Annotated in this window: 21 protein-coding genes; 12 read left to right on the forward strand and 9 right to left on the reverse strand. The window is 61.9% G+C overall.

Annotated features, from left to right (window positions below):
* Window positions 1–49 precede the first annotated feature (49 nt).
* Both O4H31_RS02395 and tdh read left to right on the forward strand, forming a co-directional pair.
* Window positions 50–1,237, forward strand: coding sequence for a glycine C-acetyltransferase (locus O4H31_RS02395; protein WP_269342429.1), 1,188 nt, complete (start codon window positions 50–52; stop codon window positions 1,235–1,237).
* Window positions 1,234–2,274, forward strand: a complete 1,041-nt coding sequence (tdh, locus tag O4H31_RS02400) for an L-threonine 3-dehydrogenase (protein ID WP_269342430.1) — start codon at window positions 1,234–1,236, stop codon at window positions 2,272–2,274. The genes O4H31_RS02395 and tdh overlap by 4 nt, the downstream gene beginning before the upstream one ends.
* A gap of 5 nt (window positions 2,275–2,279) precedes the next feature.
* On the opposite strand, the gene O4H31_RS02405 is transcribed toward tdh, so the two are convergent.
* From O4H31_RS02405 to O4H31_RS02415, 3 genes are all read right to left on the reverse strand, one after another.
* Entirely contained in the window at window positions 2,280–3,008 is a 729-nt protein-coding gene (locus O4H31_RS02405; RefSeq protein ID WP_269342431.1) for a metallophosphoesterase family protein, read from the reverse strand.
* Between the two features lie 132 nt (window positions 3,009–3,140).
* The gene (gene serA / locus O4H31_RS02410) at window positions 3,141–4,736 is read right to left on the reverse strand and encodes a phosphoglycerate dehydrogenase (protein WP_269342432.1); all 1,596 of its coding nucleotides are present in this window, start codon (window positions 4,734–4,736) and stop codon (window positions 3,141–3,143) included.
* A 67-nt stretch (window positions 4,737–4,803) separates the two neighbouring features.
* Window positions 4,804–5,967 (reverse strand): phosphoserine transaminase, encoded by a 1,164-nt coding sequence (locus tag O4H31_RS02415; protein ID WP_269342433.1) that lies wholly within the window; start codon window positions 5,965–5,967, stop codon window positions 4,804–4,806.
* A 154-nt stretch (window positions 5,968–6,121) separates the two neighbouring features.
* Here O4H31_RS02415 and serB point away from each other — a divergent pair, with 154 nt between their 5' ends.
* Window positions 6,122–6,997 (forward strand): phosphoserine phosphatase SerB, encoded by an 876-nt coding sequence (serB, locus tag O4H31_RS02420; protein ID WP_269342436.1) that lies wholly within the window; start codon window positions 6,122–6,124, stop codon window positions 6,995–6,997.
* A gap of 50 nt (window positions 6,998–7,047) precedes the next feature.
* On the opposite strand, the gene O4H31_RS02425 is transcribed toward serB, so the two are convergent.
* Window positions 7,048–8,028: an asparaginase gene (locus tag O4H31_RS02425; RefSeq protein WP_269342438.1), complete on the reverse strand. Its 981-nt coding sequence runs from the start codon at window positions 8,026–8,028 to the stop codon at window positions 7,048–7,050.
* A gap of 186 nt (window positions 8,029–8,214) precedes the next feature.
* On the opposite strand from O4H31_RS02425, the gene O4H31_RS02430 reads away from it, so the two are divergent.
* Window positions 8,215–8,739 carry an invasion associated locus B family protein gene (locus tag O4H31_RS02430; RefSeq protein ID WP_419723578.1) on the forward strand — a complete coding sequence of 175 codons (525 nt, stop codon included), beginning with the start codon at window positions 8,215–8,217 and terminating at the stop codon, window positions 8,737–8,739.
* Window positions 8,740–8,911: 172 nt separating this feature from the next.
* Here the strand turns inward: O4H31_RS02430 and O4H31_RS02435 are convergent, their stop codons facing one another.
* From O4H31_RS02435 to ectA, 4 genes are read right to left on the reverse strand one after another with little or no spacing between them, the layout of a single operon-like run.
* Entirely contained in the window at window positions 8,912–10,348 is a 1,437-nt protein-coding gene (locus O4H31_RS02435) for an aspartate kinase (protein WP_269342441.1), read from the reverse strand.
* Window positions 10,349–10,353: 5 nt separating this feature from the next.
* Entirely contained in the window at window positions 10,354–10,746 is a 393-nt protein-coding gene (locus tag O4H31_RS02440; protein ID WP_067625025.1) for an ectoine synthase, read from the reverse strand.
* Between the two features lie 5 nt (window positions 10,747–10,751).
* Window positions 10,752–12,044, reverse strand: a complete 1,293-nt coding sequence (gene ectB, locus O4H31_RS02445; protein WP_269342446.1) for a diaminobutyrate--2-oxoglutarate transaminase — start codon at window positions 12,042–12,044, stop codon at window positions 10,752–10,754.
* A 53-nt stretch (window positions 12,045–12,097) separates the two neighbouring features.
* Window positions 12,098–12,631 carry a diaminobutyrate acetyltransferase gene (gene ectA / locus O4H31_RS02450; RefSeq protein ID WP_067937246.1) on the reverse strand — a complete coding sequence of 178 codons (534 nt, stop codon included), beginning with the start codon at window positions 12,629–12,631 and terminating at the stop codon, window positions 12,098–12,100.
* A gap of 234 nt (window positions 12,632–12,865) precedes the next feature.
* On the opposite strand from ectA, the gene O4H31_RS02455 reads away from it, so the two are divergent.
* Both O4H31_RS02455 and rlmN read left to right on the forward strand, forming a co-directional pair.
* Window positions 12,866–13,366: a MarR family winged helix-turn-helix transcriptional regulator gene (locus O4H31_RS02455; protein ID WP_269342449.1), complete on the forward strand. Its 501-nt coding sequence runs from the start codon at window positions 12,866–12,868 to the stop codon at window positions 13,364–13,366.
* An 89-nt stretch (window positions 13,367–13,455) separates the two neighbouring features.
* A complete protein-coding gene (gene rlmN, locus O4H31_RS02460) occupies window positions 13,456–14,637 on the forward strand; it encodes a 23S rRNA (adenine(2503)-C(2))-methyltransferase RlmN (RefSeq protein ID WP_269342451.1) in 1,182 nt (393 codons plus the stop codon).
* Here rlmN and O4H31_RS02465 read toward each other — a convergent pair.
* Window positions 14,634–15,764, reverse strand: coding sequence for an NAD(P)/FAD-dependent oxidoreductase (locus O4H31_RS02465; RefSeq protein WP_269342453.1), 1,131 nt, complete (start codon window positions 15,762–15,764; stop codon window positions 14,634–14,636). The genes rlmN and O4H31_RS02465 overlap by 4 nt on opposite strands.
* Before the next feature lie 236 nt (window positions 15,765–16,000).
* On the opposite strand from O4H31_RS02465, the gene O4H31_RS02470 reads away from it, so the two are divergent.
* From O4H31_RS02470 to O4H31_RS02495, 6 genes are read left to right on the forward strand one after another with little or no spacing between them, the layout of a single operon-like run.
* A complete protein-coding gene (locus O4H31_RS02470) occupies window positions 16,001–17,488 on the forward strand; it encodes an ABC transporter substrate-binding protein (RefSeq protein WP_269342455.1) in 1,488 nt (495 codons plus the stop codon).
* A gap of 50 nt (window positions 17,489–17,538) precedes the next feature.
* The gene (locus O4H31_RS02475; protein ID WP_093927513.1) at window positions 17,539–18,483 is read left to right on the forward strand and encodes an ABC transporter permease; all 945 of its coding nucleotides are present in this window, start codon (window positions 17,539–17,541) and stop codon (window positions 18,481–18,483) included.
* Window positions 18,480–19,298: an ABC transporter permease gene (locus O4H31_RS02480; RefSeq protein WP_269342456.1), complete on the forward strand. Its 819-nt coding sequence runs from the start codon at window positions 18,480–18,482 to the stop codon at window positions 19,296–19,298. The genes O4H31_RS02475 and O4H31_RS02480 overlap by 4 nt, the downstream gene beginning before the upstream one ends.
* Window positions 19,295–20,269, forward strand: coding sequence for an ABC transporter ATP-binding protein (locus O4H31_RS02485; RefSeq protein ID WP_269342458.1), 975 nt, complete (start codon window positions 19,295–19,297; stop codon window positions 20,267–20,269). Before O4H31_RS02480 ends, O4H31_RS02485 begins: the two co-directional genes overlap by 4 nt.
* Window positions 20,262–21,053, forward strand: a complete 792-nt coding sequence (locus O4H31_RS02490; RefSeq protein WP_269342460.1) for an ATP-binding cassette domain-containing protein — start codon at window positions 20,262–20,264, stop codon at window positions 21,051–21,053. Before O4H31_RS02485 ends, O4H31_RS02490 begins: the two co-directional genes overlap by 8 nt.
* Window positions 21,050–21,856, forward strand: coding sequence for a metallophosphoesterase family protein (locus tag O4H31_RS02495; protein WP_269342461.1), 807 nt, complete (start codon window positions 21,050–21,052; stop codon window positions 21,854–21,856). Before O4H31_RS02490 ends, O4H31_RS02495 begins: the two co-directional genes overlap by 4 nt.
* Window positions 21,857–21,912 lie beyond the last annotated feature (56 nt).

A 21,912-nucleotide genomic window follows, 5' to 3' on the forward strand; every position in this document is an offset into this window, starting at 1 on the left:
TTCCGGAATAGCTTCCGCTATGGTAGATGAGTCTCAAAAGGAGAGTCTCATGACCGAAGCATTTCTGGACCACATCACCGACACTCTGGCCGAGATCGACGCCGAGGGCATGATGAAGCGCGAGCGGCTTATCACCACCCCGCAGGGCGGTGAGATCGCGGTGGGAGACCGCGAGGTTATCAACCTCTGCGCCAACAACTATCTCGGCCTTGCCGATCATCCCGAGTTGATTGCCACCGCCAAAGAGGCGATGGACGAGAAAGGATTCGGCATGGCCTCGGTCCGCTTTATCTGCGGCACGCAGGACATCCACCGCGAGTTGGAGCAAAAGCTTGCGGGCTTCCTCGGGCATGACGATTCGATCCTCTTCGCCGCCTGTTTCGACGCCAACGGCGGGCTGTTCGAGCCGCTTTTGGGGCCGGAGGACGCGGTGATTTCAGACGCGCTGAACCATGCGTCGATCATTGACGGCATACGCCTGTGTAAGGCCAAGCGCTACCGCTATGCCAACAGCGACATGGCAGATTTGGAGGCCAAGCTGAAACAGGCCCGCGAAGACGGTGCGCGTTTCATTATGATCGCCACGGACGGGGTCTTCTCCATGGATGGCTATCTGGCGAAGCTGCCCGAGATCACCGCACTGGCCGAGAAATATGAGGCGCTGGTGATGGTCGATGATTGCCATTCCACCGGCTTCATGGGGCCGAAGGGTGCAGGCACGCCCGCGCATCACGGGGTCAAGGTCGACATCGTGACCGGCACGCTGGGCAAGGCGCTCGGCGGGGCGATTGGCGGCTATATCGCCGGGCCGCAGGCGGTGATCGACCTGCTGCGCCAGCGCGCGCGGCCCTATCTGTTTTCCAATTCGCTGCCCTCGTCGATTGTCATGGCAGGGATGCGGGCGCTGGAACTGGTGGAGCAAGGCGACGATCTACGTGCACGCCTTTTCGAGAACACGGAATACTGGCGCGCCGGGCTGGAGAAGCTGGGCTTTGACCTGCTGCCCGGTGAACACCCCATCGTGCCCGTCATGTTGGGCGAGGCGCAACTGGCGCAGGACATGGCCGCACGGCTTTTTGAGGAGGGCGTCTATGTCTCCGGCTTTTTCTTCCCAGTGGTGCCGCGCGGTCAGGCGCGCATCCGCACGCAGATGAACGCAGCCTTAACGCGCGAGCAGCTGGACCGGGCGCTGAAAGCCTTTGAAGTGGCGGGCAAAGCCTGTGGGGTGATCGAATGACCACGAATGAAATGAAGGCACTGGCCAAGCTTCATGCCCGCGAGGGGCTGTGGATGACCCACGCCCCGGTGCCGGAAATCGGCCCGGATGACGTGCTGATTAAGATCAACAAAACCGGCATCTGCGGCACCGATATTCACATCTGGAACTGGGATGACTGGGCCGCCGGGACCGTGCCGGTGGGGCTGATCACCGGCCATGAGTTCGCGGGCGAGATCGTGGAATTGGGCCGCAACGTCGAAGGGCTGGAGATCGGCCAGCGCTGCTCGGGCGAGGGGCATCTGATCGGCAAACAGTCGCGTCAAAGCCGCGCGGGCAAATTCCACCTCGATCCCGCCACGCGGGGTATTGGAGTGAACGAGCAGGGGGCTTTTGCGCAGTATCTTAAGCTGCCCGCCTTCAACGTTGTCCCGCTGCCGGATGAGATTTCGGACGACATCGGCGCGATCCTCGATCCCTTGGGCAACGCGGTGCATACCGCGCTGAGTTTCGATCTGGTGGGTGAAGATGTGTTGATCACAGGCGCGGGCCCCATCGGCATCATGGCCGCCGCTGTCGCGCGGCATGTGGGCGCGCGGCATGTGGTGATTACGGATGTGAACCCTGCGCGGCTGACGCTTGCGGAAAAAGTCGCCGATGTGGTGACGGTTAATGTCGCCGAGGAGAATTTGGCGGACGTTATCCCACGGTTGAAGATGAAACAGGGCTTTGACGTCGGTTTAGAGATGTCCGGCAACCAACAGGCGCTCGATCAGATGGTCGAGGCCATGACCATGGGCGGGCGTATCGCGATGCTGGGCATCCCGCCGGGCAAGTCGCCGGTGGACTGGAGCCGCATCGTTTTCAAAGCCATCACCATCAAGGGCGTCTATGGCCGCGAGATTTTCGAGACGTGGTACAAGATGATCGCCATGCTGGAAAACGGGCTCGACGTCTCGCAGATCATCACCCATCGCTTCGGCGTAGACGATTTCGAGAAAGGCTTCGCCGCGATGAAGTCCGGCCAGTCGGGCAAAGTAGTCCTCGACTGGACGTGAATCAATCAGGGGCGCAGACGGTTGCGCCCCTGTTGCGTCAGAACCCAAACGTCTTCGCCCTCAAACACCGCTGCACAAAGCGGTTTTCCGTAGCCCGCGCCGGTGTCGAGGTTGACGCGGTTACCGTAATGCGTAGCGCTATCCACGGGGGTGTGGCCGTGGACGATCAGCTTGGGATGGGGCGCGGTGTATTCGTGAAACTCCTTGCGGATCCACAGCAGGTCATTCTCGGTCTGATCATCCAGCGGCACCCCGGGGCGGATACCCGCATGGGCAAAGAAGTGGTCGGGCGTTTGATGCGACAGCGCGAGAGTTTTCAAGAAATCGACATGCGCCTGCGGTACCGCTTCGCGGGCCTTTGCATGAACGTCTGACATCCGGTCGCGTCCGTTGACGGGTACACCGTAAGAACCAAGCGTCGTGTCGCCGCCTAAGCGCGGGTTCAGCCAGTTAAGTTCAACAAGCAAGAGCGGATCGTGGCGCGGGAAATCCTCCATGAACCAGCTGAACATGCGGTCATGATTGCCCATGAGGAAGGTCCAGTTGCGGCCCTCGGCCTTGCCCTGTGCCAGCCGTTCGATCACCGCTTTGCTGTCGGGGCCGCGGTCGGTGTAATCGCCAAGGAAGACGATGCGCGCGTCCGGCCCGCCGTCTTCTTCGATCAAAGTCAGCACGCGCTCAAGCTCGGCAGCGTAACCGTGGATGTCTCCGATGGCGTAGATGGGGTTGGGCATGGTCGTTCCTGTCCTTCTGCACCCCCTCGTGATGCCGCAAAGCGGTGAAGAAGGGAAGGCTCAGGCCGAAGATGCCGCCAAAAGCAAAAGCGCCCCACGAGGGGGCGCTTTCAGATTGTGCAGTTGCGAGACTTAGGCCACGTCGAATTGCAGCGGCTTGATCTGCCGGAACATGCCGGTGTCGCGCAGCTTGCCGATCACGGTTTCTGGCACCTGATCGTCAACATAAAGCAGGGCAATCGCCTCGCCCTTGGCCGCGTGACGGCCCAAGGTGAAGTTGGCAATGTTCACGCCGTTCTCGCCCATGGTCTGGCCCAAGGTGCCGATGATGCCCGGCACGTCTTCGTTGGTTGTGTAGAGCATGTGCTCCCCGATCTCGGCGTCGATGGTGATGCCTTTGATCTGGATAAAGCGCGGCTTGCCATCCGAGAACACGGTGCCCGCGATGGAACGTTCGCGCTTTTCGGTCACCACGGTCACTTTGACATAGCCGTCGAAGACGCCGGATTTGTCTTGGTTCGTGGTGCTGATCTGGATGCCCTTTTCACGGGCGACCACGGGGGCGGAAACCATGTTCACATCCGGGTTGGCGCGTTTCATGATGCCCGCCACGACGCCACAGTTCAGCGCTTTGAGGTTCATCTGTGCGACGGAGCCGTCATAAAGGATATTGATCGCCTTGATCGGCTCGTCGGTCATCTGACCGATGAAGGCACCGAGGTGACCAGCCAGTTTGACCCATGGGCCCATGACCTTGGCTTCTTCGGCGGTGACCGATGGCATGTTCAGCGCGTTGGTAACGGCACCGGTGAGCAGGTAGTCCGACATCTGCTCGGCCACTTGCAGCGCCACGTTTTCCTGCGCCTCTGTGGTCGCGGCACCAAGGTGCGGCGTGCAGACCACGTTGGGCAGGTTGAACAACGGGTTCTCTTTGGCCGGTTCCTCTGCGAAGACGTCGAAACCCGCGCCCGCCACATGGCCGGATTTCAACAGGTCGGCGAGCGCTTCTTCGTCAACCAGACCCCCACGGGCGCAGTTGATGATGCGCACGCCGGGCTTGGTCTTTTCAAGGTTCTCGCGGCTGAGGATATTCGCCGTCTGCTCAGTGAAGGGAACGTGGAGGGTGATGAAATCGGCGCGGGTCAGCAGTTCGTCCAGCTCGACCTTTTCGACACCCATCTTCTCGGCCTTTTCTTCGCCCAAGAAGGGGTCATAGGCCACGACTTTCATCTTGAGGCCCCGCGCCCGGTCGCAAACGATGCCGCCGATGTTGCCCGCGCCGATGACGCCCAGCGTCTTGCCGGTCAGCTCAACGCCCATAAACTTCGACTTTTCCCATTTGCCCGCGTGGGTGGAGGCCGACGCTTCGGGGATCTGGCGCGCCACGGCGAACATCATCGCGATGGCATGTTCGGCAGTGGTAATCATGTTGCCGAAGGGCGTGTTCATCACGATCACGCCCTGTTTCGAGGCGGCATCCTTGTCGATGTTGTCGGTTCCGATGCCCGCGCGGCCAATGACCTTGAGGTTCGGCGCAGCGGCGAGGATTTTCTCGGTCACTTTGGTGGCGGAGCGGATCGCAAGACCGTCATAGTTGCCGATGATCTCGGCCAGTTTGTCTTTGTCCTTGCCCAGTTGGGGCTGGAAATCGACATCGATGCCACGGTCACGGAAGATTTGAACGGCGGCTTCCGACAGGCTGTCGGAAATGAGTACTTTGGGAGCCATTTTTGTGGTCCTTTTCAAAAATAGGGGGCAGGGGCGGCGCGTAGGATCACGCGCCCGCCGGAATGCTTTAGGCGTTGATTTCAGACTCGAAAGCCCATTCGAGCCACGGCAGCATCGCTTCGATATCTGCCGTTTCAACCGTGCCGCCGCACCAGATGCGCAGGCCCGGAGGGGCATCGCGGTAAGCGCCGACGTCGAGCGCCGCACCTTCGTCCGCAAGCCGTTTGGCCACGGCCTTGGCAAAGGCTGCACCGTCCTGAATGCGATCATCGGTAAACTTCAAGCAAACCGAGGTGTTGGACCGTGTCGCGGGATCGGTGGCAAGGAAATCAATCCAATCATGCGCTTCGACGAATTCGGCGATGGCCGCCGTATTGGCATCGGCCCGTGCGATCAGCCCCTTGAGGCCGCCTACGGATTTCGCCCAATCGAGTGCCAGCAGGTAATCTTCGACGCAGAGCATGGAGGGCGTGTTGATCGTCTCGCCCTTAAAGATGCCCTCGTTCAGCTTGCCGCCTTTGGTCAGGCGGAAGATTTTCGGCAGGGGCCATGCGGGGGTGTAGCTTTCCAACCGCTCAACCGCGCGGGGGCTGAGGATCAGCATGCCATGCGCCGCTTCGCCGCCCAGCACCTTCTGCCAAGAGAAGGTCGTCACATCCAGTTTGTCCCAAGGCAGGTCCATCGCAAAGGCCGCCGAGGTGGCGTCGCAAAGCGTCAGGCCGGCGCGGTCAGCGGGGATCGCGTCGCCGTTCGCCATCCGCACGCCGGAGGTGGTGCCGTTCCAAGTGAAGCAGACATCGTTGTCGTAGTTCAGCGCGGCCATGTCTACGATCTCGCCGTACTCGGCGGTGTGGACCTGCGCTTCGATTTTCAGCTGTTTGACCACATCGGTGACCCAGCCTGCGCCGAAGGATTCCCATGCGACCATCTCAGCCGGGCGTTCGCCCAAGAGCGACCACATGGCCATCTCGAATGCGCCGGTGTCAGAGGCGGGCACGATGCCGATGCGGTAATCCGCAGGCACGCCGAGCACCTCGCGGGTGGTCTCGATTGCCTCAAGCAACTTGGCCTTGCCGGGTGCGGCACGGTGGCTGCGGCCCAATGGTGCGTCCGCCAGCTTGGTCAGATCGAATGTGGGGATTTTGGCGCAGGGGCCGGAAGAGAAACGCGGATTTGCCGGTACGGCAACAGGTTTCGTGTCCGGGCGCGATGCCGGTTGTGTAATAGCCATTTATGCTACCCTCTCAGATAATCGCCCTTCGTTGGGGAAGGGTGTCCCACTTGTCGGCATACGCGGGGAGGCTGGACTGGCGCAAGTCGCAAAATGGCGCTAGGACGCCGGTCATGTCGCTTTGCGCGGCGCGAATGATGCGGATCGGAAACTTATGTTCACGGCAATCTTGTTGACCTCCCCCTCCAACCCCTCCCTCGATGCGGCGCTGGTCGAAAGCCTGCGCAACGCTTGGGGCGGGGGCGACGCACTTTGGCTGGCCCCGGATGAGGCGGCGGAATTCTCGCTGGCCCAGCTGCCGGAAAACCGTTGGGACGTTTGGGAAAGCTGCCAATCTATGGGCGTCGATCTGGTGATCGTGCCTAGCGAAGGCCGCCGCAAGAAGATGCTGCTGGCCGATATGGACAGCACGATGATCCAGCAGGAGTGCATCGACGAGTTGGCCGAAGAAGCGGGCGTTGGCGCGCATGTGAAAGAAATTACCGCCCGCGCCATGAACGGTGAGTTGGATTTCGACGGCGCGCTGCGCGAACGTGTCGGTCTGCTGAAAGGGCTGGAAGCCGCTGTCATCGACAAGGTCTTAGCCGAGCGGATTACCCTGATGCCCGGCGGCGGTGCCTTGGTGGGCACGATGAAGGCCAATGGCGGCTATGCCGCGCTGGTTTCGGGCGGGTTCACTGCCTTTACTGCCAAAGTGGCCGAGATGCTGGGCTTTGATGAGAACCGCGCCAATACGCTGCTGGTCGATGGGGCCGCGCTGACCGGCGATGTGGGTATGCCGATCTTGGGCCGCGAGGCCAAAGTCGCCGCGCTAAAAGAGATCACCGCAAAGCTGGGGATCACCGAAGATCAGGTCGTCGCCGTGGGCGATGGGGCCAATGATCTGGGCATGTTGGGGCGGGCTGGCATGGGCGTAGCGCTGCATGCAAAGCCTTCTGTCGCGGCGGAATGCGACATCCGCATCAACTTCGGCGATCTGACCGCGCTGCTTTTCGTGCAGGGCTATGCGCGCACCGAATTTGCGGGCTGAGACCGCGTGGCGCTGCCGTTTCGTTTAAATAAAGCGGCAGCGCGAGAGGTTTAGAGCAGTCCCGCCGCCGGTTTCAGCATCCCGGTCTCAAGCCCGCGCCAGTTGGTGATGGGCGTATTCATCCGCTTGAGCGCGGCGGGGTGGTTGGCGTCCAGCGCGCCCAGTTTGACCAACAACGCGGTGATCGCGCATTCGGCGGCGCGGGTGGTGCCGCAGGCGGCTTTAAGCGCGATGCCCAACTTGCGCTCGGGCCAAATGGCGATGAAGAAGCCTTCGGCCCCGGTTTTCAGGGCGACCTTACCGTCCATTGCCCGCATCAGTTCCGTGCAGGCACGGCCCTCGCCGGCGACCAGTTCGGGGTGTAGCCGCATGGCTTGGTGTAGGCGCGCTTCGGCAGAGCCTTCGGGGGCGGCGGCGAAATGCGCCATGGCGCGGGCCATGCCGTGTAGGGTGCAGGCCGGGTTCGGGGCCGAACAGCCGTCGATGCCATAGCCAGGCGAGGTTTCTTGCGTGACCGTTTCAAACGCTTCAAGGCAGGCTTTTTGCACCGCGTGATCAGGCTTCTCGTAATCCGCCCCCCCGCCGAGGTGTTTGTTCAGCGTGAGGAACCCCGCGTGTTTGCCTGAGCAGTTGTTGTGGATCTGGCAAGGTTTCTCATGCGCGCGGATCAGCCCCTCCATGGCGTCACGGTCGTTGGGTTCTTGCGCGCCGCAGCGGAAGTCGTCGTCACTCATCCCCAACGTGGCGAGCCAGACGCCCACCCGGTCGGTATGGATGGCGGCACCTTGGTGCGAGGCACAGGCGAGGGCGAGTTGTTCGGTGCTCAGACCCGCCTTGTCGGCCGCGCCAGAATTGATCAGCGGCAGCGCCTGGATCATCTTGGAGGACGAACGCGGCAGGATTACCTTTTCCGGATCGCCCCATGCTTCGACGATCTGGCCGCTCGCGTCGCAGATCACGGCATGACCAGAATGAACGCTTTCCAGAAAGGGTCCGCGCCAGATTTCCGCAAATGGGGCTGCTTTGGTCATGAGGTTCATCCTGTTTCTGGGCGAAATCCTGCCAATCAGGGTTTCGTCGGTCGCGCGTTTGCCGTTATTGTGGTTGGTGTCGAACAGATAGCAGACACCCGCAAGAGAGCAACCCGCCCAAGGTTGCCCGGACGGGGTCTGTGGACGTGTTGAGGTCAAGGACGGCTGGAGGCTGGACAGATGGGAATGATGAAGACATGTGGTCTTGCACTTGGGGCGCTCGCCCTTGTGGCAAGTGGCGCCGTGGCGCAGGAGCAGAGCACCAACCGGGTGGCTGCCAAGACCGACTGGAGCGTCTTTGTAGAAGACAACCCGACCGAATGCTGGGGCGTTTCAACGCCCAAGGAAGTCGTCAACACGCGCGATGGGCGTGTTGTGGCGGTGAACCGGGGTCAGACATTGCTGATGGTATTCTACCGCCCCTCGGCTCGGGCCAAGGGTCAGGTCGCCTTTACCGGCGGGTATCCTTTTGCCTCGGGATCGACGGTCAATATGAACATTTCCGGCAATGAATTCGAGCTGTTCACCGAAGGCGAGTGGGCATGGCCGGCAACCACGGCGGATGATGCCAAGATCATCGCGGCAATGAAGCGCGGCGCGGATGCGACGCTGACAGCGCGGTCTTCGCGCGGGACGCAGACCAAGGACACATTCTCGCTGCTGGGCTTTACCGCGGCGGTTGAAGATGCGGCGAAGCGCTGCGGCGGTTGATAACCGCCAGAATGTTTTTGGGAACGGCCTCGCAGCTGCGGGGCCGTTTTCGTTTGCGGGTCTAGGTTGCCACCCGGGCCCGGGATAAGCCGCAGGTGCCGGGCCGCAGGCATGAAAAAGCCGCGGCCTCCTTTCGGAAGCCGCGGCTCATAGTGCATCAGCTACGTCGGCGTCAGGCCGCCCGCGAAAGCGGTGTCGCAGCCTCTTCTTCGATAAACGCGCCGTGCAGCGCTTTGATCACCGGCTGCAGCGACTCGCGCTCGACGATGAACTGCACGTCCACGTTGCGCGGACCTTGGCTCGCGCCGATTGCCGTTTGACCGGCCTCGGCAATGGCCACTAGGCCCCGCTGCAACACCGATAGCCCGTTCAGGTCACGCCCGATGACCGAGGCCATCGACAGCGTTTTCGTCGTGATCTCTGCAGCGGGATAGATCTGTGCCAGATCCTTTTCCACCCGGCGCATCGTCTTGAGCGACGCATCAAGGTAGTGCGTGATCGTATTGGCGTTCGACACCTTCGAGACGATCCGCACATTGTGCCGTGTCAGCACGTCGAGAATCGCGGTATCATAGCCTTTCACGCCGACCATGTCCTGTTCGAACAGCTCGAACGCAACAATGTCCAAACCCGTGACGATCTCCACCGCAGGCGTCTCGGCCTTGCGGTCGTCGATCAGCGTGCCGGGGTCTTCGGGCTCAAAAGCGTTGGTCACCCGCAGCGGCACGTCGGCCTGACGCAGGGTCTTGGCCGCCTTGGGGTGGATCGCCTCCATCCCCATGTTCGACAGTTGGTCCGCCACGTCATAGTTCGTGCGCCCGATCTTTTTGACGGCATGCTCGCCGACCAGTTTCGGGTCGCAGGACGACAGGTGGAATTCCTTATGAATGATCGCCTCGCGCGCACCGGTGAGGGCCGCCAGCTTGGAGAAGGTCACTTCGGAATAGCCACGGTCAAACTCACGCATCAGCCCTTCGGCGCATTGCGCATAGCCGGTGACGATGGGCATTTCAGTATGCGGGTCGATACCCTCCATCGCCTGCGTGATGCGCTCGTCGAGCGTGACATTACCCTCATCGCGCCAACCGGAGAGGTCAACGAAACGCGCGTTCACACCAGCGCGCTGCAGCAGGATCGTGGTGACGAAAGCGGAATGCGCCTCGCCCAGCCCGGACAGCAACTCACGGATTTGCAGCATGTGCTCCGACAGGCGGAAGTGACCGTAGGCGCAGAGGCGTTGCAGATCGATCAGGCAGTTGCGGGCACCATGGGTGCGCTCGGACACAAAGGCGTCGGCCTGCTCAATGTCCCCGGGATGCTCCAGCACCTCACGGTGCACGCGCTGCATCTCGGCAGACACCCGGGTCAGCGCCTCGTGCCAGCCGTGGTCGTTGCTGGCGTTGGCCAGATGCGCGTAAACGCCCGGCTCGCCGGATTTCTTATGCTCCAGCAGCAGGTTCGTGATCCCGCCAAAGGCGGAGACCACGAAGACGCGCCCATAGATGTCCGCGCCCTTACGGTCACCGACAAAGAGCGTATCTTTGAGCTGGTTGACGCGGGACATGGACGTCCCGCCGATTTTTTCGACAGTGTGGGACGGTTGAGTCATATAACTTACGCTACCTCCTCGGCAGGCGCATAGGAGCCGTCTTCGCGGTGCACTTCGTTGCCCGTAACAGGCGGGTTGAAGCAGCACGCCATGTGCAGTTCTTCCTCTGCGCGCAGGGTGTGTTTGTCGTTCAGGTTCAGCGCATACATCACGCCGGGGGTGATCTCATGGGTCTCGCCGGTGGCGAGATCGGTGATCGACCCCTTGCCCTTCATGCAATAGACGCTCTCAAAGTGGTGCTTGTAGTGGAACGTGTGTTCCGACCCGGCCTCAAGAACGGTGATGTGGAAAGAGAATCCCATCTTGTCATCAGCCAAAAGCAAGCGTGTGGACGTCCATTGCGCGTCACCAACGTGACGGTCTGTGCCCTGAAGTTTGTTAAAATCGCGTACAATCATCGGTATTACTCCGCTGCCAGTTTCATGTTGCCCGTCACGTCACGGGTCGCTTGAAGGAGGATATCAAACCCTTCGCGCATGACCTTCTCCGGCGTGGTGAGCGGGGCAAGATATTTAACGATTTCATCGTTCGCGCCCGATGTTTCGATCACAAGGCCCAATTCATAGGCACGCGCACAGATTGCACCGGCCAATTCGCCCGAGCCGACATCGACACCCTGCATCAGGCCGCGGCCTTTCAACGTGGCACCGTCGACCAGATCGGCAACGTCCTTGAGCGCGGTGGTCAGTACCACGGCTTTTTCGGCCAGCGACTTTTCGAATTTGTCGTCGGACCAGAATTTCTCAATCGCGACGCGGGCGGTGACAAAGGCGTGGGTGTTGCCGCGGAAGGTGCCGTTGTGCTCGGCGGGCTTCCAGATGTCATGCTCAGGCGCGATCAGCAGGGCCGCGAAGGGCAGGCCGAAACCGGAAAGCGATTTCGCTTGGGTCACCATGTCGGGCTTAATGCCGGACGCCTCAAACGAGAAGAAGCTGCCCGAACGGCCACAGCCCGCCTGAATGTCGTCGATGATCAGGAGTGCGCCATGCTTGCGGGCGATTTTCTCGATGCCCTGCATCCATGCGTCGGAGGCCGCGTTCAGACCGCCTTCGCCTTGGATCGGCTCAAAGATGAATGCCGCAGGGGCGTCGATGCCCGAGGAGGGGTTCGACAGCATCGCGTCGATCATCTCAAGCGTGTCGACATTTTCGCCCAGCGATCCCTCAAAAGGCATATGTGTCACATCGGCCAACGAGCCACCGCCCGCGCCGCCACGCTTACCTTTGTTGCCGGTCAGCGCCAGCGCGCCCATGGTCATGCCATGAAAACCGTTGGTGAAGGAGATCACATTGGTCCGGCCTGTCACCTTACGCGCCAGCTTGATCGCGGCTTCGACGGCATTGGTGCCGGTCGGGCCGGTCATCATGACTTTGTAATCCATGCCGCGCGGCTTGAGGATGTTTTCCTCATAAGCCTTTAGAAAGGCAGCCTTGGTGTCGCTATGGAAGTCGAGACCATGGGCGATGCCGTCATTGGTGATGTGTTCCACCAGCGCGGCCTTCATGTCCGCATCGTTGTGGCCGTAGTTCAGCGAGGAACAGCCGGCGAGGAAGTCGATGTAGCGATTGCCCTCTTCATCGAACATCTCCGACCCGCTGGCGCGGGTGAAAACGGCGTTCATGCCACGGCAATAGGAGCGTGCTTCGCTCTCGCGGCGGGTAAAGATGGTCGTGTTCTGTGCCATGTCTTTAGGCATAGGAATATCCTTTCTCTTCAAGAGAATCTGTCGTGTGAATTGTCAGCTGCGGTTTACGCGGCGCGTTTGAGCGCGGCAGTCTCGGGCAGCGTGATCGTCACCATATGTTCGGTGTCATGTGCGCCCTCGAAATGGGCGTCTTTGGTAAAGTGCGGGGCATCCGAAAGGTCGCCGCCGACGTGATTGGCAAAGCTGCGGAACAGCCCCCAGGAGGCGTCATTGTCCCGAGTGATCGTGGTCTTGAGGGTCTTGGCGTCCTCAGTCTCATCGCGGTTCACGAGTTCCATCAGCATGGTTTTACCCAAGCCAAGGCCACGGGCCTTGGGGCTGACGGCGACCTGCCAGACAAAGAAGGCGTCTTGGGCAGGGATCATATGGCCAGAAATCCAGCCAACGATGTCGCCGTCCATTTCAGCCACAACACAAGTGTCGCGGAAGTGGTCGGCTTGGATCAGGTTCGCGTAAAGCGAGTTCTCGTCGAGCGGCTTGCAGTCGCGAATCAACCGCCAGATGGCGGCTCCGTCCTCGGCAATGGGCTTACGCAGCTTGGGTGTGCGGGCTTTCTTTATGTCGAGTTCATTCTGCATCCGGTCGGGGCTCCCTTGTTGTTTCGATAAGCTAAGTAGGGCATGTCCGGTGATACTTCAACATTCAAAGCAAAATACCTCAAAATACGCTTATAGCGTGGTTTCAGAGGCATACTTATGTGCATATTTGTTTCGTAAGGCTAATGAAATTGTGCCGTTTCGCTTAGCTATACTAAGCGTTGAGGGCGGTAGAGACCGATTGCTGAAATTGGCTGCATTGTGCAATGATGCACCATGACGCAGAAACATCCCGACCGGGTCGACGAGAGTCTGATCGCTTTACGCCGCATTTTGCGGGCCACTGAACTCTATGCCCGCGATTTGGCGCAGGCTGCGGGGGTCACCCCCGCGCAGCTGCGCGTGTTGCAGATCGTGGGGGAGAAGAAAGACCCAACCGCCAAGACCCTCGCCAACCAGATGGGCGTCAGCCAAGCCACCGTCACCGCCTTGGTCGATAAGCTAGTGGCACGGGGTTTGGTATCGCGCCAGCCCTCGGCGCAGGATCGTCGGCAGACAAACATCACCCTGACCACCCAAGGTGAGGATGTGTTGGAAGAAGCCCCTGATGCCTTGCAGCAACGCTACGTCCGCGCGTTTGCGGATCTCGCCGACTGGGAGCAGGCGCAGTTGGTGTCTTCGTTAGAACGGGTGGCGGCGATGCTGAATGTAGACAGTCTGGATGCCGCGCCAGTTCTGGCGACGGGTGAATTGCGGACAAGCAAAAAGGCCTATTGAGCGCGGCTCTATGCCCGCGCGGCCAAACCCTTTTGCAAATCGCGTCATTTCTTATATAGAAACCCATCCCTAGCCTGTGAGTCTTTGAAATGTCCGCTTCCGCGCCCATCACCCAAGACGTGATGACCCTTCCCCGCAAGTTGCCTGAGGGGCCGATCAACCTTGTTGGTCTGACCCGTGACGCCATGCGCGATGTGTTGATCGCAAACGGCACGCCTGAGAAACAGGCGAAGATGCGTGTGGGGCAAATCTGGCAGTGGATTTATCAATGGGGTGTGCGTGATTTCGACTCCATGACCAACCTTGCCAAGGCCTACCGCGCTGAACTGGCAGAGAAATTCGTGATCGAAGTGCCCGAGGTCTTGACCCGGCAGGAAAGCGAAGACGGCACGCGCAAGTATCTCGTGCGGATCGCGGGTGGCCATGAGGTTGAGGTGGTCTATATCCCTGAAGAGGGTCGCGGCACGCTGTGTGTGTCCAGCCAAGTGGGCTGCACGCTGACCTGTTCCTTCTGCCACACGGGCACCCAGAAACTGGTGCGGAACCTTACCGCCGCTGAGATTATCGGTCAGGTTATGGTGGCGCGCGACGATCTGGATGAATGGCCCGAGACTGGCACCCGGACCGAAGAGGCCCGTCTTTTGAGCAATATCGTGCTGATGGGTATGGGTGAGCCGCTGTACAATTTTGAGAACGTGCGCGACGCGATGAAGATTGCGATGGACCCCGAGGGGATCCAGCTCTCGCGCCGCCGCATCACGCTCTCGACCTCCGGTGTTGTGCCCGAGATCCACCGCACCGCCGCTGAGATTGGCTGCCAATTGGCCGTGTCTTTCCACGCGACTACTGACGAGGTGCGCAACAAGCTGGTGCCAATCAACAAGCGTTGGAACATCGAAGAACTGCTCGATGCCCTACGCGCCTATCCCAAGGTCAGTAATTCCGAGCGGATCACCTTTGAGTATGTGATGCTGAAGGGCGTGAACGACAGCGACGAAGACGCGCATCGTTTGGTCGAGTTGATTAAGGGCATCCCGGCCAAGATCAACCTGATACCCTTCAACGAATGGCCCGGTTCGCCCTATGAGCGGTCGTCCAACAACCGCATCCGCGCTTTTGCCGATATCGTTTATAACGCGGGCTATGCCTCGCCCGTGCGCAAGCCCCGTGGCGAAGACATCATGGCCGCCTGTGGTCAGTTGAAATCGGCGACAGAGCGCGCGCGCAAGTCGCGCAAGCAGATCGAAGCCGATGCTGGGATGAACGGCTAAGCCAATCCCGCACGGCCCCTTGCAAGGCCAGCCACAGTAACCCCCTCGGCGGTAATGTCGCCGGGGATATCTTCTCCCCGTAGCAAAGCCGCGGCAAGGCGCGCCAGCGCCGGCGCAGTCTGAATGCCATAACCGCCTTGGCCCGCCAGCCAGAAGAACCCCTCCCCCTCGGGATCATAGCCCGCCACCGGATCACCGTCGGGCAGGAAACTGCGCAGCCCGGCCCAGCGGCTTTCGATGCGGGGGCGGTGAAGGTTGAATGCGGTTTCGATCCGGTCGATACAGATCGCGATATCCAATTCCTCGGGCTGGGCGTCACAAGGGGGCGAGGGCGTGGCGTCCGCAGGTGAAATCAGCAGTTTGCCCGCATCGGCCTTGAGGTAGAACTGCTCATCGATATCCACCACCATCGGCCAACGGTCCGGTGCCATGCCATCGGGTGGCGCCACCGTCAGCGCCGTGCGGCGTTTCGGGGTGAGACCCGCAGGTGCAAGCCCGGCCAGCGTGGCGATCTCATCGGCCCAAGCCCCAGCCGCATTGACGATGACCGGCGCGTGGAAAATGCCCTGGTTCGTGTCGACCTGCCAGTCTCCTTCTTTGCGAAGTGCCCGCACCTCGGCCTTGGTTTGCAAGACACCGTCCGCGGCGCGGAAGGTCTTGAGGTAATGCTGGTGCAGCCCGTTCACGTCGATATCCGCCGCCGACGCATCGCGCAGCCCGGCACTGGCATAACCCTTGCGCAGCAGCGGCACGAGTGTCTCGATTTCGGCCCCGGTCAGCGGGGTGACATGGGGCCCCAGTTCCTCGGCGGTGCGCGCCAGCGCTGCCTGCTGATCCTGCCGCGCGACAAACACCGCGCCGCGTGGTTCCAGCAGCGGATGCTCTAGATGGGGGCTGGCGGGGGTGTGAAAGAAAGCGGCGGAGGCGCGGGAGAGGGCGCGGATCACCTCCGGCCCATAGGTCACGGTAAACAGGGCGGCAGAGCGGCCCGTGGTGTGATAGCCCGGCTGGCTTTCCCGCTCCAATAGCAGCACCCGGCGGTCGCTAGACAGTTCAGCAGCGACAGAAGCGCCCGCGATGCCCGCGCCAATGACAATGCAATCGAAACCTGCCGTAGAAATATCCATAATCCGCCCTCTCTGCGCGGAGGCTAGCACCGCCGACTGCCGTACAAAAGGGCCGATCCCCCGCTCCATTTTCGCTTCTGGGGCAGCTCGACGAAATCCGGCATATTGTTGCAATTGCATGAAGTTTTCTTGTTTTGCGCCAAAGCCGTTGACCGAACGCCCCCGCCCGGCGCAGTCTGTCACAAAGGGGCGCGCGGCAGGGCCGAACACGCCCCTCCCCACAGGAGTGCTGCCCCATGTCTTATTTGCCCCTCACCAAAACCCTTCCCGCGCTGACGCTGGCCTTTGGCCTTATGTCCTCGGCCTCTGCCGCCGCCGAGCTTGTCATCGGCATGCAGCAGGAGCCCACGTCGCTCGACCCCACGGCGGATGCCACCGCCTCCATCGACAGCATGATGACGCAAAACGTCTTTGAATCGCTGACCACCGTGGCAGAAAACGGCGAGGTGCAGCCCAACCTCGCGGCCTCTTGGGAGGTGTCCGAAGACGGGCTGACCTATAGGTTCACACTGGCCGAGGGCGTGACCTTCCACGATGGCAGCGCGCTGGATGCCGAGGATGTGGTCTATTCCTTCGAGCGTGCCATGGGCGAAGACAGCGTGAACCCTTCGAAGGATATCTTCGAGCCGATTGAGAGCGTCAAAGCGGTCGACTCGCAGACGGTCGAGATCACGCTTTCGGGCAAAGACGCCTTTTTCCTCTTCAACATGGGACAGGGCGACAGCGCCATCGTGGCCCTTGAGAGCGCGGAGACCAACAACGCCAACCCTGTGGGCACCGGCCCCTTCAAGTTCGACAGTTGGACCCGTGGCGACCGCCTGACGCTGGTCAAGAACCCCGATCACCGCGATGCCGCCGATGTGGCGCTGGACAAGGTGGTGTTCCGTTTTATCTCCGACCCCGCCGCCGCGACAGCGGCGATGATGGCCGAAGAGCTCGACGCCTTCCCCGGTTTCCCCGCGCCGGAGCTGCTGCCGCAGTTCGAAGCCGACCCGCGCTTCCGCGTCAACGTTGGCTCGACCGAGGGCGAAGTGATCCTCGCCATGAACAACGCCAAGCCGCCCTTCGACAACGTCGAGGTGCGCCGCGCCGTGGCCACCGCCATCGACCGGGACGAGATCATCGAGGGCGCGATGTACGGCCAAGCCGTGCCCATCGGCAGCTTCTACCCGCCGCATGGCACCGCCTATGTCGACCTGACGGACGCCTATCCGCATGACAGCGCCAAGGCCGAGGAGATGTTTGAAGCCGCCGGCGTGGCCGGCGCCACCATGACCCTGCGCGTGCCGCCGTTCCCCTACGCCACCCGCTCGGCTGAGATCATTCAGAACCAGCTTGCCGAGGCCGGGATCGACGCCAAGGTTGAGAATGTCGAATGGGGCTTCTGGATCGATGAGGTCTATAAGCAGAAGAACTACGACATGACCATCATCGCCCACACCAGCCCCAACGACATGGGCAATTTCGCCCGTGGGCCGGACTACTTCTACGGCTATGACAATGCCGAGATGACCGCCCTGTGGGAGCAGATCACGACAGAGGTCGACCCGGCCAAGCGCGATGAATTGCTCAAGCAGGGCCAGCAGATGCTGTCGGATCAGTCAGTTCATGCTTTCCTGTTCCAGCTGCCATTGCTCGGTGTTTTCCGTGAGGGGGTCGAAGGCTATTGGTCGTCTTCGCCTGTGCTCTACATGCCGCTCAAGGGCGTCAGCGTCGCCAATTGACCTAAACCGGCTGCGGTGCCACGCGTGCCGCAGCCATTGGACCTGACCCCGTGGCCTATTTCCTTTTCCGCCGCACGCTTGGTTTCGTGCTGACCCTGCTGGCCGTGTCGGTCGTGGTCTTTGCCGTGATGAACGTGCTGCCGGGCGACCCGGCGCTGACGATTCTTGGGATGGACGCCAGCGAGGACGCGCTGGCGGCGCTGCGCGAGCAGTTGGGGCTGAACGCGCCGCTGGTGACCCGATATGTTTCGTGGGTCTGGAACGCCTTGCAGGGAGATTTTGGGATCAGCCACTCTTTCCGTGTCCCAGTCTCAGAGCTGATTTCCGAGCGGCTGCCGATGACCATTTCACTCGCTGTGGCGGGGATGTTGGTGACGTTGGTGCTTGCCCTGAGCCTTGGCATCACGGCGGCGGCGCAGCATGGCCGCGCGGGCGACTGGGGGGTGATGTTCCTCAGCCAGCTTGGTATTGCGGTGCCAGCGTTCTGGCTGTCGATCCTCTTGGTGATGCTCTTTGCCGTGAAGCTGCGTTGGCTGCCCCCCGGGGGCTTTGCGGGCTGGGACGATCCGGTCGCTGCGCTGCGCTCGCTCATTCTGCCTACGGTGGCGCTGGCACTGGTGCAATCCGCGGTACTGGCGCGGGTTACGCGGTCTTCGGCGCTGGAGGTGATGCGGCAGGATTTCGTGCGCACCGCGCGGGCCAGTGGGTTGTCGCACCGCCGGATACTGTGGCGCCATGTGCTGCCCAATGCGTTGGTGCCGATTGTCACCATCGTCGGGATGCAGTTTGCGGCATTGGTAACGGGGACCATCGTAATCGAGAACGTCTTCTACCTGCCCGGTCTGGGACGGCTGATTTTTCAATCCATCGCCAACCGAGACCTGCCCACGGTGCAAGCGCTGGTGATGCTCTTTGCCGCCATCGTAGTAACGGCGAATTTCGTGGTCGATCTGCTCTATGTCGTGATCGACCCCCGGCTGAAGGCGCGGGCATGAGGCGGCTTCCGGCGAATTTCTTGTTGGGCGCGGTTCTGGTCAGCTTAGTGGTCGGGGTGGCGGCCCTGTCGCTGGTCTGGACCCCGCATGACCCGCAGACCATGTCGATCTCGACCAAATTCGCGCCGCCTTCGGCAGAGCATTGGCTGGGCACCGATCAACTGGGCCGCGATGTCGTGGCGCAGCTTATGGCGGCGGCGCGCAACTCGATGACCGTGGCACTGGTGGCGGTGCTGCTGGGCGGCAGTATCGGCGTGGCGCTTGGGTTGCTCGCCTCGGCACTCGGCGGCTGGGTCGAGGATGCGGTGATGCGGTTGGCTGATCTGGGGTTCGCCTTTCCGGCGTTGCTCTTCGCGATCATGCTGGCGGCAGTCTTTGGGCCGTCGCTGACCAATGCGGTACTGGCGATCTCGTTTATCAACATCCCCATCTTCGCGCGCGTCACCCGTGCCTCTGCCAACCAAATCTGGACACGCGATTATGTCGCCGCGGCACGCGCGGCGGGGCGGGGGCGCTTTGCGATCAGCCGCGATCACATCCTGCCCAATATCGCCGCGGCCATCATCGTGCAGGCCACCATCGAGTTTGCCGTAGCGATTTTGGCCGAAGCGGCGCTGAGCTATCTCGGCCTTGGCGCACAGCCGCCCGCCTCAAGCTGGGGGCGGATGTTGTCGGAGGCGCAGACGTTGATGTATCTCGCCCCGCAGCTGGCAATCTATCCCGGCCTTTGCATCGTCGTGGCGGTGCTGGGGTTCGGCCTTCTGGGCGACGGGCTGCGTGATATCACCGACCCGAGATTGGTGCGCGCGCGATGATCGATCTTAGCAATCTCTCGGTCCATTTCGGCCATGCGGCGGCGCTGCGTGATGCCAATCTGGTGATCGAGTGCGGCGACCGCTTGGGTGTCGTGGGTGAAAGCGGTTCGGGCAAGACGCTTCTGGCCCTGTGCCTGATGGGCATGGCCCCCGACAGCGCGCGCCTGACCGGACAGCTTCGCATCGACGGGCAGGATATGGCCCGCGCGGCCGAGCGGGACTGGCAGAGGCTGCGCAGCCGCCGCGTCGCGATGGTGTTTCAGGAGCCGATGGCGGCGCTCAACCCGCTGCGGCGGGTGGGCGATACGGTGATGGAGCCGATGCTGCTGCACGACGGGCTGACGCGCCGCGCGGCCCGCGCCCGCGCGCTGAGCCTGTTCGAAGAGGTGGGCATTCCCGACCCAGATCGACGCCTGCGGCAGTTCCCGCATGAGATGTCGGGCGGGCAGCGCCAGCGGGTGCTGATCGCGCTGGCCTTGGCCTGCAATCCGATGCTGCTGATCGCGGATGAGCCGACCACGGCGCTGGATGCCAATGTAGCGCTGCGGATCACCGATCTGCTGCAACGGTTGGCGCGGGAGCGCGAGATGGCGCTGGTTTTCATCAGCCACGACCTTGCCGCCGTGGCGCGTGCCACCGAAGACATTGTGGTGATGTATGCGGGCGATATGGTTGAGCGGGGCCGCACGGCAAAGGTGCTTGGCGCGCCCGCGCATCCCTATACCAAGGGGCTGTTGGGCGCGCGGCCCGATGCCGGTGTGGCGGGGCGGGATGCCCAAGGAAAACGCCGCAGGCTGCCGACCATTCCCGGCACTGTGCCGCCGCTGCATGCGCTGCCGCTGGGCTGCCGCTTCTCGGGACGCTGCCCGGCTGAACTACCCCATTGCGCCACGCAGCGCCCGGCCTTTGCGCAGACCGAAATGGGGCGCGGCGCCGCCTGTCATCTGCTGACGGAGCCGCGGCATGACTGACGCGCCGCCGCTCTTGGAGGTCCGCAACCTGACCCGCCGCTACAAGCTGCCGCGTCAAAGCCTGCTGCGCGCCCCGCCAGTACTGACCGCGCTGGAGGGGGCGGCGTTTTCGCTACACGCGGGCGAGACCTTGGGCGTGGTCGGCGAAAGCGGTTCGGGCAAATCGACATTGGCGCGGCTCATCATGGCGTTTGAGCGTCCGGACGCGGGGGAGGTGCTGTTTCAGGGGCGCGATCTGCACGAGCTTCAGGGCGAAGAGCTCCGCAAGCTGCGGCGCGGTTTTCAGATGGTGTTTCAAGACCCTTTCGACTCGCTCAACCCGCGCCGCCGCATTGGCTGGTCCATCGCGGAGCCGCTGCGCGCCAACGGAGAGACGGAGAATATCACCCATCGCGTCGCCGAAGCCTTGGAGCAGGTCGGGCTGCATCCAGCCGACGCAGGCAAATATCCGCATGAATTCTCGGGCGGGCAGCGTCAGCGCATCGCCATCGCCCGCGCCATCATCACGCGCCCTGCGCTGCTGGTGGCGGATGAGGCGGTCTCGGCCCTTGATGTCTCGGTTCAGGCGCAAATTCTTAATCTTCTGATGGACCTGCAAGATGATCTGGGCCTCGGGATGGTCTTTATTAGCCATGACCTCGCGGTGGTGGGGGCGGTCTGTGACCGGGTGCTGGTGCTGCAGCACGGCAAAACGCTTGAGAGCGGTGCGGCCGCTGATGTGTTGCGCGCGCCTAAGCACCCTTATACGAAAACCCTGCTGAAAGCCGCAGGAGTACGCCCATGACCCGTTTCGTCCACCTGACCGACCTGCATATCTCGCACCCCGATTTGGCCGACCCGCATCTGCAAAGCGATACGCCCGCCACCCTGCGCCGCGTGGTGGAGGTGATCAACGCGATGGACCCGCAGCCCGACTTTGTCGTGGCCAGCGGCGATCTGACCAATCAGGGCGACCGGGAAAGCTATGCGCTGGTGCACGAGATCACGGCCCCGCTGAAAGCGCCGCTGGTGATGGCCCTTGGCAACCACGACAAACGCGCCGGGTTCAACGAGGTCTTTGCGCCGGGGCTGGCTGATGCGCCCTATTTCCACGACGCGCCGCAGGGTGATCTGCATGTTATTGCGCTGGACAGCAGTGTACCGGGCAAGGTGGCCGGGGCGCTGGATGACGCGCAGTTCGAGTTTCTACAGGCGGCGCTGCAGCGTCACCCCGAACTGGCGAAACTCTTGGTCATTCACCACCCGCCGCGCATTGATCCCGAAGCGCTGGCGTGGGGCAGTTTGGATAAGGCCAGCAGCGCGCGTTTGGCTGCAATGCTGAAGGGACAGCATGTGGCGGGGATCCTTTCGGGCCATGTGCATGTGAACCGGGTGAGCCATTGGCACGGCATCCCGGTGGTGATCTCCAACGGGCTGCACTCCACCATCGATCTGACCGAAACCCGCGATTTGCGTATCGTTGAGGGCACCGGATTCGGGATCTGCGAATGGCATCCCAGCGGGCTGAGTGTTTCATTCGCGCCGCTTGACCCGACGGCGCGTGAATTGGCGCGGATTGATCGTGAGCAGCTAAAATCCTTTGAATAGAACGACATCCGCCGCGCACAGTCGTCGCTATAGGCCCCATGCTGCGCCGCAGTAAA

The organism is Sulfitobacter dubius (assembly GCF_027214245.1).
Classification (GTDB): Bacteria; Pseudomonadota; Alphaproteobacteria; order Rhodobacterales; family Rhodobacteraceae; genus Sulfitobacter; species Sulfitobacter dubius_A.